At 59.0% G+C, this 13,125-nt stretch carries 14 protein-coding genes; 7 read left to right on the top strand and 7 right to left on the bottom strand.

Going from position 1 to position 13,125, the window contains the following annotated elements; all coding sequences use genetic code 11:
* Positions 1–344: 344 nt before the first annotated feature.
* From C9E91_RS05280 to C9E91_RS05265, 4 genes are all read left to right on the top strand, one after another.
* On the top strand, positions 345–1,409 hold the full coding sequence (locus C9E91_RS05280) for a glycosyltransferase family 2 protein (protein ID WP_107107324.1): 1,065 nt from the start codon (positions 345–347) through the stop codon (positions 1,407–1,409).
* A 90-nt stretch (positions 1,410–1,499) separates the two neighbouring features.
* The gene (locus C9E91_RS05275) at positions 1,500–2,783 is read left to right on the top strand and encodes a DUF763 domain-containing protein (protein WP_107107323.1); all 1,284 of its coding nucleotides are present in this window, start codon (positions 1,500–1,502) and stop codon (positions 2,781–2,783) included.
* Between the two features lie 78 nt (positions 2,784–2,861).
* Complete coding sequence (locus C9E91_RS05270; RefSeq protein WP_181316013.1) at positions 2,862–3,077, top strand: hypothetical protein; 216 nt, start codon at positions 2,862–2,864, stop codon at positions 3,075–3,077.
* 109 nt (positions 3,078–3,186) lie between these two features.
* Positions 3,187–4,125 carry an NADP-dependent oxidoreductase gene (locus C9E91_RS05265; RefSeq protein ID WP_245407428.1) on the top strand — a complete coding sequence of 313 codons (939 nt, stop codon included), beginning with the start codon at positions 3,187–3,189 and terminating at the stop codon, positions 4,123–4,125.
* 27 nt (positions 4,126–4,152) lie between these two features.
* Here the strand turns inward: C9E91_RS05265 and C9E91_RS05260 are convergent, their stop codons facing one another.
* Both C9E91_RS05260 and C9E91_RS05255 read right to left on the bottom strand, forming a co-directional pair.
* The gene (locus tag C9E91_RS05260) at positions 4,153–4,545 is read right to left on the bottom strand and encodes a GFA family protein (RefSeq protein WP_107107321.1); all 393 of its coding nucleotides are present in this window, start codon (positions 4,543–4,545) and stop codon (positions 4,153–4,155) included.
* 112 nt (positions 4,546–4,657) lie between these two features.
* Positions 4,658–6,994, bottom strand: a complete 2,337-nt coding sequence (locus C9E91_RS05255) for a glucose/quinate/shikimate family membrane-bound PQQ-dependent dehydrogenase (RefSeq protein ID WP_107107320.1) — start codon at positions 6,992–6,994, stop codon at positions 4,658–4,660.
* Between the two features lie 367 nt (positions 6,995–7,361).
* Between C9E91_RS05255 and C9E91_RS05250 the strand changes: the two genes are divergently transcribed.
* Positions 7,362–7,550: a hypothetical protein gene (locus C9E91_RS05250; RefSeq protein WP_107107319.1), complete on the top strand. Its 189-nt coding sequence runs from the start codon at positions 7,362–7,364 to the stop codon at positions 7,548–7,550.
* 96 nt (positions 7,551–7,646) lie between these two features.
* On the opposite strand, the gene C9E91_RS05245 is transcribed toward C9E91_RS05250, so the two are convergent.
* Positions 7,647–8,375: an esterase family protein gene (locus tag C9E91_RS05245; RefSeq protein ID WP_107107318.1), complete on the bottom strand. Its 729-nt coding sequence runs from the start codon at positions 8,373–8,375 to the stop codon at positions 7,647–7,649.
* Entirely contained in the window at positions 8,347–9,330 is a 984-nt protein-coding gene (locus C9E91_RS05240) for an acetylxylan esterase (protein WP_107107317.1), read from the bottom strand. The genes C9E91_RS05245 and C9E91_RS05240 overlap by 29 nt, the downstream gene beginning before the upstream one ends.
* A gap of 307 nt (positions 9,331–9,637) precedes the next feature.
* Between C9E91_RS05240 and groES the strand changes: the two genes are divergently transcribed.
* A complete protein-coding gene (gene groES, locus C9E91_RS05235; protein ID WP_107107316.1) occupies positions 9,638–9,952 on the top strand; it encodes a co-chaperone GroES in 315 nt (104 codons plus the stop codon).
* 54 nt (positions 9,953–10,006) lie between these two features.
* Positions 10,007–11,635 carry a chaperonin GroEL gene (gene groL / locus C9E91_RS05230; RefSeq protein ID WP_107107315.1) on the top strand — a complete coding sequence of 543 codons (1,629 nt, stop codon included), beginning with the start codon at positions 10,007–10,009 and terminating at the stop codon, positions 11,633–11,635.
* A gap of 103 nt (positions 11,636–11,738) precedes the next feature.
* Here groL and C9E91_RS19725 read toward each other — a convergent pair whose 3' ends face one another.
* The 3 genes from C9E91_RS19725 to C9E91_RS05220 all read right to left on the bottom strand — a co-directional run bounded on the left by C9E91_RS19725 (position 11,739) and on the right by C9E91_RS05220 (position 13,125).
* Positions 11,739–11,912, bottom strand: a complete 174-nt coding sequence (locus C9E91_RS19725; RefSeq protein WP_181316012.1) for a hypothetical protein — start codon at positions 11,910–11,912, stop codon at positions 11,739–11,741.
* A 147-nt stretch (positions 11,913–12,059) separates the two neighbouring features.
* Positions 12,060–12,392, bottom strand: coding sequence for a cytochrome C oxidase subunit IV family protein (locus tag C9E91_RS05225; RefSeq protein ID WP_107107314.1), 333 nt, complete (start codon positions 12,390–12,392; stop codon positions 12,060–12,062).
* A 10-nt stretch (positions 12,393–12,402) separates the two neighbouring features.
* A complete protein-coding gene (locus tag C9E91_RS05220; protein ID WP_107107313.1) occupies positions 12,403–13,125 on the bottom strand; it encodes a heme-copper oxidase subunit III family protein in 723 nt (240 codons plus the stop codon).

Below are 13,125 nucleotides of genomic sequence, written 5' to 3'. Positions count from 1 at the left end.
CATAAGAGATCGCTTCCTGTTCCGGTGGGGCGCGACTATCGGCAATGACGCTGACAGCCACCTGAAGACTATTTTTTAGTCTTTGATAAGGCGAGACGACATGAGACGTGCCGGGCATTCAACCGGGGTGTTTGGACGTCATGGCCATTCAAAAGCCATAAAGCTGGGGAGGCTCGTCGCCCGTACAGACAAATCAAGTCTATCTTCGCCACCCATCGGCCAGCATGTCTGTGACAGCAGCTTTTCAGCTTCGGAGAGTTGTGCTCGCCGGAATGGGTTTTAATCCACAGGACCTGAATGAGTAGGTTCGCCGCGACCAAAGCAAATTTGCGAGGTTCAATGCGATGCACTCCATCACAGACCGTGCTTTAGTTTCTATTATCATCTCGAACTACAATTACGCTCGCTTTCTACCACGCTGCATCGACAGCGCGTTAGAGCAAAGTTACGACAATATGGAAGTCATCGTCGTCGACGATGCATCGACCGATGACACAGCCGATGTTGTTGCTTCCTACGGGTCGCGGATTAGGGCCTGCCTGAGAGAGAAGAACGGTGGGCATGCAGCGGCATTCAATACCGGTTTTGCGGCGAGCCGCGGTGCGATCGTCCTCTTTCTCGACGCCGATGATTACCTTTATCCGAACGCAATATCCGAGATCGTCGACGCCTGGGAAGACGATGCCGTCCAGGTGCAGTTCAGATTGCATATCGTCGATGAGGATATGCAGGTAAAGGACGTCTTTCCGCCTCCGGAGCTCCCGTTCGACTCCGGCGACGTGACCCCAAAACTGCTGCAGAGGGGACGGTATCAGACGACTGTCACCAGCGGCTTGGCTTTCAAACGCTCGGCTCTGGAGGTGGTCATGCCGGTTCCGGAGACGGATTTTCGCCAGGGCGCCGATGGTTATCTCGTCACCGTTGCGCCTCTCCATGGAAAGGTGACGTCGATCGAGTCCTGCCTTGGAGCCTACCGCATCCATGGTGCCAATCACTCCGTCTTCGCGGAAAAACTTGGTCAGCGCGCGCGCTGGCGAATGGAGCATGACTTCCGTCGCATCGACGCCTTGTCGGATCAGGCAGCCGAGATCGGGTTGACGGTGCCAGAGGATGTCAATCTCCATGATCCCGTCCATTTGGAAGAGCGTCTGGCATCCCTGACCATGGACAAATCCCGGCATCCCATGGTCAGCGATTCCAGATTTGCACTCGGTACTGCCGGTGCCGTCGCCAGCCTGGAGATGAATGCATCGCTGCGACGGCGTGCCATGCTGGCGGCATGGTTTCTTTCGGTCGGCGTCCTTCCCGGCCGCATGGCGAAGGCGATCCTGTCGTGGAAACTCGTCGCCTCCTCCCGGCCCGCCTTCCTGTTGCGCCTTTCGAAGACCATTCGTAGCGCCATCGGATAGGGTCCAGACTGCCTGGGATCAAATCCGTGCATGGCGCAATCCGGTTGCCGGTACTAAAGTGCGTCGTATCTGAAATGGAGTGCGACGAACTTGGCGCAAAGAGCTGGCAACGCGGATCTTCCCTTGCATGGAGGGCGGGTGCCGAAATGGCTCGGCGACCGAATGACGCGTTTGGGCGCCGTGATTACCGAGGCGGTCGTTCAACATTATGGGCGCGACGAACTGTTGCGCCGGCTGGCGAGCCCCTTCTGGTTCCAGTCCTTCGGCGCCGTCATGGGCATGGACTGGCATTCCTCGGGCATCACCACCAGCGTCCTCGGCGCGCTGAAACGAGGCCTGACGCCGCTCTCGGGCGAACTTGGAATTCACGTCTGCGGTGGCCGCGGCGCTCAGTCGCGCAAGACGCCGGATGAACTTACGGCCATCGGCCGTCGTGTCGGCATCGACGGTGTGGCGCTCGCGGCGAAAAGCCGGCTTGTCGCCAAGGTGGACAGCGCCGCCTTACAGGATGGATTCGATCTCTATCTGCACGGTTTCATAGTGACAGACGATGGCAAATGGGTCGTCGTCCAGCAGGGGATGAATGGCGATCGGCGGCAGGCGCGTCGCTATCATTGGTTGTCCGAAGGGCTGACAAGCTTTCTCGATTCCCCGCATGCGGCGATCGAGGGAAGAGACCAGGGCCGGATCGTCAATCTTGCTGATCGGCGCGCCGACCGGTCGCGTGCAGGTCAGCTCGATCTACTTTCATCGCTAGGGCCGGACAGGATCGTGCGCGAAGTCGCCGCGCTGGAAGCAGAGCCGGCGGCAATTGCTGAAAACAACGCGCAACCCATGTTGCCGCACCTGATCATGCCGGCTCATCACGATGTTCGCGAAACCGATGTGAATATGAGGCGATTGCATGGGAATCTGGCGGCGGCAGCCGATCGCGGGCCGGTGGATTTCGAGGACCTGTTGCTGACGCCAGGCGTTGGCGCAAGAACGGTCAAGGCGCTGGCGATGGTTGCCGAAGTTGTGCATGGCGCCCCCTACCGCTTTTCTGATCCCGCCCGGTTTTCGCTGGCGCATGGCGGCAAGGATCGCCACCCTTTTCCCGTGCCTTTGAAGGTCTACGACCAGACCATCAACGTGATGAAATCGGCGGTGCGGAAAGGGCGGCTCGGCCGTGACGAGGAGTTGCAGGCGCTGAAGCGCCTGGACGATCAGTCCCGTATGCTCGAACGATATGTCACCGGCCCCGATCTCAAGGAAATCGTTGCCGGCGAATTCGACAGGTCCACTTTTTACGGCGGACGCAGCGTGTTCGGCTGGGAGCCTCCCGCCCAATCCGAAGACGAGATGGAGAGACGCCGGCAGCCGTCAAAAGACTGACAAAATAGGCTTTCGTGCCAAAGGGAACATATTCCCCGTTCGATTGTTGACATCCTGATAACTGGCGCAAGGAGCGGGATGATGATGACGAATGCTGCGAAAGAGCTGGCGACAGAATATTTGCGGTTGGGTGGCCATCGTCTGCTGGTGATGGACGACAACCTCTTGTCGACGAATTGTTGGGAGCCGGATTCGCCGGAGGCGGACAGCTTCTGGAGCGAGCGTATCGAGACGCTGAGCCCCAGGGGCCGCAACGAGGTGATGTCCTTCCTGCCGTCAATCAACGCCGTCTGATCTGGGCCGGCCATCGACAATCTCTGGAAACGTTCAGCGTCCGAATAGGGCCAGCGAAAGTCGGTGGCGATCGGCCGGCTTCCATTCTCAAACCGTGAGGAGAGAAACGATGAGCGTCATGAAAGCTGTGCGTATCCACGCATTTGGCGGTCCGGAAGTTCTTCGTCTCGAAGAAATCGAACGTCCCGAGCCCAAGATCGACGAAATTCTGATCCGGGTCGAGGCTGCCAGCGTCAACCCTGTCGATTGGAAGATGCGTGAGGGAAGCTATCCGGCTGTTCAGGAAGACGATTTGCCTTACGTGCTCGGTCGAGATGTCTGCGGAACGGTCGAGAAGGTAGGGGAGGGGGTCGGCGCGTTTCGCCTCGGCGAGGCGGTCTATGCCTTTCTCAATCCACGGCACGGCGGTTACGAACAATTCGTCATCGCCAGGCCGGAAGAAGTAGCGCCGAAGCCGAGGCTGATGAACCCGGTGGAGGCTGCCGCAATTCCGCTGGCGGGCATTACCGCATGGCAGGGCCTATTCGAGCATGGCGGGCTTCAGGCAGGCCAGCGCGTCCTCATCCATGGCGGCGCGGGTGGTGTCGGTCATTTGGCCATTCAGTTTGCGAAGGCGAAAGGCGCCTGGGTCGCGACGACGGTTTCCGGCGGCGATATGGAATTCGCGCGTTACCTCGGTGCCGATCAGGTCATCGACTATGAGAGTGAGCGCTTCGAGGAGGCGATCCAGCCGGTGGACATGGTGTTCGATCTCGTCGCCGGCGAAACCCAGGATCGGTCGTTCAGCGTGATAAAGACGGACGGTATCCTAGTTTCGACGCTTGCCCAGCCCGATAAGAAACGTGCAACCGAGCTAGGGATACGCGCCATTCGCTATACGGCGCAGCCGAACGGTGTGCAGCTCGCGGAGATCAGCCGCCTCATCGACGATGGAAAGGTGCGCGTCGAGATTCGCCGCGTTTATCCGCTTGATCAGGCGCGCGCCGCACAAGAGGCGATCATGAACGAACATAATCGCGGCAAAATCGTCTTGCGGGTCGAGCATTGATGCACGCCCTGCCGGGTGTATTTCCCCTTAAAGTCCGGGCTGATCGGCCACTCGATCCTGATCATATTGCTCCGCGCCCGGTAAAGGCTTCAGCCAGGGTTCGCGCCGCTTTACCCAGAGTTCGTAGGTCGGAACCATATCGGTCGGTGCGCTATCGAGGCATCCGAACTTGATCTCGGCCTCGACGTCGTTGATCGCAAAAACATGCGACCCACAATGAGGGCAGAAGCTCCGGCCTTCGTAGGCGGTTGTCTCGCCCGTCGTCGAGAAGGCCTCGGCCTTCCAGATCCCGAAAAACGCAAAGGCCGAACCGCTTTCTTGGCGGCAGTCGGTGCAATGGCAAATACCGACGCGGTTCGGCTCACCGCTGATGGAATAGCGAACCCTTCCGCAGCGGCATGATCCATGTCGCAATGTCATTTCAAAAGCCTCCGTGCCTATTGAGTGCAACCTGACGCCTCGCGCGAACTGGAAACATCAGACATTGGGGAAATGTTCCCGATAGCGAAGACCGCTCTCGCCGCCGTCTGGCCTAAGGCAGTCGGTAGGCGATGACATAATCGCCGGGCTTGGTGCCGATCGAGCCGTGGCCGCCTGCGACCATGACCACATATTGCTTGTTGTCGCCCGCCGTATAGGTCATCGGCGTCGCCTGGCCACCTGCGGGCAAGCGAGCTTGCCAAAGCTGCCGCCCGGTGGTGACGTCATAGGCGCGCAGATAGTTGTCGACCGCCGCTCCGAGGAACGCAACGCCGCCCTTGGTCATGATCGGTCCGCCGATTCCGGGAACGCCAACCTTGAAGGGCAGGGGCAGCGGCGTCATGTCATGCACCGTGCCGTTTTTGTGCTTATAGACGATCTTGCCGGTCCTGAGGTCGACGCCGGCGACGTAGCCCCATGGCGGCGCCTGGCAGGGAATACCGAGCGGGCCGAGAAACGGCCCCATATAGACGCCGTATGGCGCACCTTCGTTTCGGTTCAAACCCTGCTCGCTGCCCTTCTCATCCTGACCTCTTGGCGGGATATTCGCACGGGCAACGAGTTCGGAGGTGAAGGCGAGATAGGTTGGCATGCCGAACATGATCTGGCGTTCGGGATCGACGGCGACGCTGCCCCAGTTGAAGGTGCCGAAATTGCCGGGATAGATGATCGATCCACGCAGGGATGGTGGCGTGTAGCGGCCCTTATATTTGTACCGGTGGAAGGCGATGCGGCAGGCGAGTTGATCGAGGAGCGTCACCCCCCACATGTCTTTTTCCTGCAGCGGCGGGGGCGAGAAGGTCAGATCCGAAATCGGCTGCGTCGGCGCGGTGTAATCTTCGGGAATGGCACCACCCGGTGCCGGTATCTCCTTGAAGGGAATGAGCGGCGCGCCGGTGCGCCGGTCGAGTACGTAGATGTCGCCCTGTTTGGTCGAAGCGACAAGCGCGGGAACCACTGTGCCATCGGATTTTGTCATGTCGAAAAGAACGGGCTGCGCCGGAACGTCCATGTCCCATAGATCGTGATGGACGAATTGCTGTACCCATTTGAGCTGGCCGGTGTTGATGTCCAACGCAACGACCGAGGAGGAAAAGCGCTCGACATTTGCGCTGCGGCCCATCCCGAGCTGATCGGGGACCTGATTGCCGAGCGGAATATAGACCATGCCCAAGGCTTCATCGACGCTGAACACCGACCAGCTATTGGGCGAGTTGGTAGTGTAGGTCTGACCGGCCAGGAGGGGCGTCGTCTGGTCGGGGTTGCCGGAGTCCCAGTTCCAGAGCAGTGCGCCGGTCCTGATATCGAAGGCGCGGATGACGCCGGATTGCTCCTGAGTGGAATAGTTGTCGTTGACGGCCCCGCCGACGATCAGCTTATCCGCGACGGCAACGGGCGGCGAGGTCGAGTAGTAGTAGCCGGCCGGGTTGTACTTCATTCCAGCTTCTAGATGGAGTGCACCCTGGTTGGCAAAGCTCGTACAGATCTTGCCATTGGCGGCATCGAGCGCGATCAGCCGCGCGTCGGACGTGGGCAGATAGACGCGGTCGGCGCAGGGTGTTCCGGCCGTCGCCGTTTGATCGTGGTAGTAGGTGACACCACGGCATGTCTGATGTTGGCGATCCGGATTCATGCCGGAATTGGCGTCGAATTTCCATTTCTCCTTGCCGGTTTGCGCATCGAGCGCGATCGCCAGATTGTGTGGCGTACACAGGTAGAGGGTGTCGCCGACCTTGAGCGGCGTCACCTGATAGGTCGTCTCGCCGACATCGTCCGGGCGCTTTACGTCGCCGGTTTGATACCGCCAGATTTCCTTCAGATTGGCGACGTTCTGGACATTGATCTGATCGAGCGGCGAATAGCGCTGGCCGAAAGGTGTCCGGCCATATTGATGCCATTCGCTATCCGCTACGTCGCCGCCCATCGGCGCATTAGCCGCAACCGTCGTCGGCAGCTCGCCTGAATGATCATGCGGATCGGTGGTCATCGAATAGATCGCGACGAGGATGGAGACGATCAGCGGTACGGCAAGTGGCCAGGGATTTGCGGCGTAGTCGACGCCCGCCGGGCTGCGGAAACCGAGTGGACGCCTGATCCAGGGCGTGAGCATCCAGAGCCCGATCAGGATGATGAGGCCGCCCCGCGGGCCGAGCTGCCACCAATCGAAGCCCACCTCCCATATGGCCCAGAGGAGTGCGGCGAGCACGAGGATTGCATAGAGCCAAAGGGCAGCCGGTTTGCGCATGAACAGCAAAAGCGCGGTGGCGATGAACATCAGGCCGGCAAAGAGATAGAAGAAACTGCCGCCGAGCAGGACAAGCCATAGTCCGCCGCCGCCGAGCCATAAGCCGATGATCGCCAGAAGTGCCGATGTGATAAGAATGGCCATGATCTACTCCAGTCTCTATCCGCTTGTTGGCGGCGATTGATCGAGCGCAGGCGACGACGATCGGTCAGGATCCGCTTGCGGATCACACCCGGCGAAGCTGAAACTCGGGAGAGTGAGGGTGGAAACGATATCGATTGGGGTCGCCGATTTTGGATCGATCCATGAAGACCTCCAAAACAAAATCTTAAGTTGAACGTAAGGCCAGCGGAAATGTTCCGCGCAAAGCGAGCACCTTTGTTGGCGCGCTGAAATTGCTCGGCTCACCCAAATTGATTAACGATCGTAGTTAATTTTTTAATAATTTTGTGTTTACTCATGGAACTAAGCGCGGGACTAATCGTTTCCGCGCGGCACCGGAGGAAACATGATGAATTTCAAAATCGTCACCGCTCAGTCCGAAGTGGAAACCGAGGACACCGGAACCTATCCAGATGGCATGATGGAGCGCGATCGTATCGACTTTTCCTCAAGTCGGGAAAAACTTAACCGCAGATCTCACGAGCGCGATTACGGTGCCGGCAAAAAGCTTGCGCCCATCCCGGTCGGCTACGTGTGAGCCGGCCATCCATTGATACCTTGATGGTTCGAGAGCAGGTCTCTCGGGCAACGATCGCCGCAGCTTTTGCCCTTCGGCCTTTACTCAGGCCGGTCGTCAAATGTACAGCGCCGCCATTTTACGCCACGCGCCTGCCCGATGGGCACGGCCGCCCCAGACATGCAGTTGATGACCGACCTGTTTGTCGACGAGAAGCTGGCTTAGGTGGCGGTTGTTGTCGAGGAAGGGATCTGCGTCCCCGATGGTGAGGACGATGTCGACCTGACGTAGACTTTCGAGCCGGCATTCGCAGGAAAGCCCTGGAAGGAAGTGCGTCGGCGTGTGGAAGTAGACATTGTCGTCGTAGTATCCCTCGAACAGGTCGCCGAAGTATTCGACCTTCATCGTGAGATCGTAGCGGCCGGAAAAGGCGACGAGCTTGCGAAAGAGGTGAGGGTGGCGAAAGACCAAGCTGGCCGCCTGGAAGGCGCCGAGGCTGCAGCCGTGTACGATGGTGCAGTCATGAGGATTTTTCTGCGCCATCAGCGGCAGAACTTCGTTCAGAATATATTCCTCGAAGGCGGCGTGCCGGCGAATGCGGTCGGCCGGATGCTGTCGCGATCCGTAGAAGGTCTCGGCGGCCAGACCCTCGATACAATAAAGCTGGAGATGACCGGCCTGCAATTTGTCGGCTAGGCTGGCGACGATGCCAAGCTGCTCATACTCCCAGAAACGCCCGTCTCTCGTCGGAAACATCAATACCTTGGCGCCGGCATGGCCGAACACCAGCAGCTCCATGTCTCGATGCAGGCGCTGGCTATACCAGCGCAGGTATTCCCGGTTCATGGCACCTAAAAAATCGTTCGACTTTTTCGCGAAGCACCGCTTGTTGCTCGGTGCTGCCAACATAGTCGAAGTGACCGGCGTCCAGGATGAAGATTTCGTTAAACTTTGGCAGCGCGTTCGCCACCGCGAACTGGCAGGGCGGCGCTACCGCGGGATCGAAGAGGGCTGCTGCGACGAGCATTGGTACCTTGATACGGGCCGCCGCGTTTGCGGCATCGAACAGGCGCAGGGTTTCGAACACGCTTCCATGCTTCTTCTCGTACGCCTGGACGGATTGCGCGCTGCCGATCGTCGGCAAGCTCAGCCATAGCGACCTGTGCCCGAAGGTCGGTACGATGAGATGCCCGCGATCGATCCGGCTGTCGAAGGGGATTGCCAGCGCCCCGATACCGCCGCCGAAGCTGATGCCGCTGTAGCCAATATGCCCCTCAAGCCAGGGATAAAGGGCAATAAGCGTCGAGACGGCGAGCCACAGATCGTCGACGCAGCCGCCGATGATATAGGAATCGGGTTTTTCGATACCGTAAAGCACATGCCCGCCAGGATCGGCTGGAATCGGCGGACGAGCGCTGAGGGAGAGGCCGCGAGAGCAAGGAAACAGTATGGCCGTCTCTTCCACCGACAAATCGAAGTCGGGCATATCCCGCCCGCCATAGCCATGTCCCACGACAAGGCCACGCCGCACCGCCCCGGTGCGGGGAAGAAGCAGCCAGCCGCTGATCCGAAACGTGCCAGTCGACCTATAGGTCACGTCGAGAACATGCCAGTCGGGATGCTGGATTTTGCTGCGGCGGAGTTTCGGCTGGGGATCGACCGCGATGGCGCGCCGATACCGCTCGGTCCAAAAATCATCGAAACCGGAGATTTCCTCGGGCGGCTTGATCGCCAGGAGCTGCTCGAGCTGCATGCCATAGGTCGGATCGAAGGCGAAGGGGTGTGTCGTTGGAACGCTCATCTTGTGCTTGTCCCGCGAAAGGATTGGCGAGGCAAGACTGGAACCTCGGCAATGCCCGCAAAACCATGTCATCTGCCACAGCGTTCAGGCTGCGAGATGTCGAACGACTGAATAGAATTCATCTTTCTTTCGATCGCATTAGAAGTCGTGGGCGCAGAGTGCTAAAGTTCTCTTATTTCCCTTGTAAGCGCGGTTTCCGGAACCAGATCAAATTTCGCCGGACGCTAGAGGGTTTCGGCATCTATCCGGACGGTCGTCCGGCCCGGTCACGGGGCATTGATCATCATTGTTTGCCATGGAGGAGAGCATGACGTTTCGACCGCTTCACGATCGCATTCTCGTTCGCCGCGTCGAATCTGAAGAAAAGACGAAGGGCGGCATCATCATCCCCGACACTGCCAAGGAGAAGCCGCAGGAAGGCGAAGTCATCGCCGTCGGCTCTGGCGCACGCAACGAGGCCGGCCAAGTCCAACCGCTCGATGTCAAGGCCGGCGACCGCATCCTGTTCGGGAAATGGTCCGGTACCGAGATCAAGATCGACAATGAAGACCTGCTGATCATGAAAGAAACCGACGTCCTGGGCATCATCGAGTTTCCGGCGGAAGACCAGAGGTCTGCCTGAGCCGTCTTCTTTCAAGCATCAGTCAAAACTGCGCTGCCTATGGAGGAGTAAAAAATGGCTGCCAAAGAAGTCAAATTTCACACCGACGCCCGTGAACGCATGCTGAGGGGGGTGGATATTCTCGCCAACGCGGTCAAGGTGACGCTCGGTCCGAAGGGCCGCAACGTCGTCATCGACAAGTCCTACGGCGCTCCGCGCATCACCAAGGATGGCGTCACCGTCGCCAAGGAAATCGAACTCGAAGACAAGTTCGAAAACATGGGCGCACAGATGCTGCGGGAGGTCGCCTCCAGAACCAGCGATATCGCTGGCGATGGCACCACGACCGCAACCGTTCTCGCCCAGGCCATCGTTCGCGAAGGCGCCAAGGCTGTTGCAGCCGGCATGAACCCGATGGACCTGAAGCGCGGCATCGACCTCGCCGTCGACGCCGTCGTCAAGGAACTGAAGACAAACGCCCGCAAGATCTCCAACAATTCCGAAATCGTTCAGGTCGGCACCATCTCTGCCAATGGCGACCCGGAAATCGGGCGCTATCTGGCGGAAGCCATGCAGAAGGTCGGCAATGAAGGCGTGATCACCGTCGAAGAAGCCAAGACGGCTGAAACCGAACTCGAAGTCGTCGAAGGCATGCAGTTCGATCGCGGCTATCTCAGCCCCTACTTCGTGACCAACCCGGACAAGATGCGGGCGGAACTGGAAGACCCATATATCCTGATCCATGAGAAGAAGCTCTCCAACCTTCAGGCCATGCTGCCGATCCTCGAGGCTGTGGTGCAATCGAGTAGCCCGTTACTGATCATTGCCGAGGACGTCGAAGGCGAAGCGCTGGCAACGCTCGTCGTCAACAAGCTGCGCGGTGGTCTGAAGATCGCTGCTGTCAAGGCTCCGGGCTTCGGCGATCGCCGCAAGGCCATGCTGGAAGATATCGCCATCCTGACGGGCGGTAGCGTCATCTCCGAAGACCTCGGCATCAAGCTGGAAAACGTCACGCTCAACATGCTCGGCCGTTCCAAGAAGGTGATGATCGAGAAGGAGAACACCACCATCATCGATGGTGCCGGATCGAAGGGCGAGATCGAGGCGCGTGTGACGCAGATTCGTGGTCAGATCGAGGAAACCACCGCCGACTACGACCGCGAAAAGCTGCAGGAACGCCTTGCCAAGCTCGCTGGCGGCGTTGCCGTCATCCGCGTCGGCGGCTCGACCGAAATCGAGGTGAAGGAAAAGAAGGATCGCGTCGACGATGCACTGCATGCGACGCGTGCGGCCGTTGAGGAAGGTATCCTGCCGGGCGGTGGCGTGGCGCTGATGCGCGCGGTCAAATCGCTCGACGGGCTCAAGGCCGAAAACGAAGACCAGCGCGTCGGTGTCGAGATCGTCCGCCGGGCGATCGAGGCGCCCGTCCGCCAGATTGCCGAGAATTCCGGCGCCGAGGGCTCCATCATCGTCGGCAGGTTGCGCGAGACGGCCGATTTTTCGTTCGGCTGGAACGCTCAGACCAGTGAGTATGGCGATCTCTACGCCATGGGTGTGATCGACCCTGCCAAGGTCGTGCGCACGGCGCTGCAGGATGCAGCCTCCATTGCTGGGCTGTTGGTGACGACGGAAGCGATGATCGCCGAGAAGCCGAAGAAGGGCTCCGCGCCAGCTCTGCCGCCCGGCGCCGGAATGGACTTCTGAGGATTGCGATGGTGGCTCGCCCGATCGGGCGGGCCATTGTCGGCGCAGATTGGGAGGAGGTTCGAACAATCGTTGGGCTATGCAAGCCTAACTTACAATGGAGCTAGTTGCTTCCATCGTTCTTGCGCGCTTTGGCGCTGTCATTGCTGGATGACGAGATTGTTTTGCCGTCAGGCTGTTGACCGAAATAGGTTCCGCCAAGATGACCGCCGGCGCTGGTGTTTTTCACTTGGCGTTCGGCTCGCTTCTGGAGCTTATGAACGTCGCTTTTGCTCATTTTTGTCTCCGTTGTTCAAGTCGTACACTTGAACAACTGGTGCGGACAGGATGGGTTCCCCAGATTTTTGAGATCGAACCTTCACGCTAAGGTGAGCGAGCCGCCGCGAAAGTCGGCTGGTGTCGGCACCATGGCCGCGTCGTCCCCCTATTGGTCGGCGCCGAAAAAGGCCAGCCGGGTAAGCGCCGTATAATGCGATTCCGACACCATAAGGGCGACGAAGACAAGCACCAGGACTGGCGGAACCAGAATAGCGTAGATCAACGCTAACCGTTCCCAGGCCATGTGCATGAAAACGGCAACGATCAGCCCCGCCTTGAGGATCATGAACAGCAGGATCAGAAACCATCTGAGATAGCCCTGTATGCCGAGATAGTCGACGAGATAGGAGAAGGTGCTGAGGACGAAGAGCAGCCCCCAGACCACCATGTACAGTCTTATCGGATGCTGCTGTCCTGAATGTGCCTGCGTCTGTGCCATGATGCCATCCTCACCACAGATAGAAGAATGCAAAGATGAATACCCAGACGAGATCGACGAAGTGCCAATAAAGCCCCATGATCTCGACGATTTCATAATGGCCCTTGCGGCTGGTGAAAAATCCTCGTCTTCCGTGATCGAAATCTCCGCGCCATACCTTGCGTGCGATGATGAGGAGAAAAATGACGCCGATCGAGACGTGGGTGCCGTGAAAGCCGGTAATCATGAAAAAGGAGGAGCCAAACTGTGCCGCACCCCAGGGATTTCCCCAGGGGCGAACCCCTTCCGTGATCAGTTTGGTCCATTCGAATGCCTGCATTCCGACGAATGTCGCGCCGAGAGCCGCTGTCGCCAGCATCAGCACAGCCGTCTTGCGCCGATCGCGGCGGTATCCGAAGTTGACGGCCATGGCCATCGTGCCGCTGCTGCTGATGAGGACGAAGGTCATGATAGCGATCAGGATCAGCGGGATTTCCTGGCCGCCGATCCTTAGGGCGAAAACCTCGCTGGGATTGGGCCAGGGAACGTTCGTCGACATGCGCGCCGTCATATAGGCCAGCAGAAAACACCCGAAAATGAAGGTGTCGCTGAGGAGGAATATCCACATCATCGCCTTGCCCCAGGAGACGTTCTTGAACGCCCGCTGGTCCGATGACAGATCGGCCGCGACGCCGCGCAGTCCCGTCGGCCGCAGAAGTGGATCGTGTACCGGTCTTTCTATGGATTCGGTCAT

This window comes from Rhizobium sp. SEMIA4064 (assembly GCF_003025035.1).
Classification (GTDB): Bacteria; Pseudomonadota; Alphaproteobacteria; order Rhizobiales; family Rhizobiaceae; genus Rhizobium; species Rhizobium paranaense.
The sequence above is the reverse complement of the archived record's forward strand: the minus strand, read 5'-3'. Positions and strand labels throughout refer to the sequence as shown.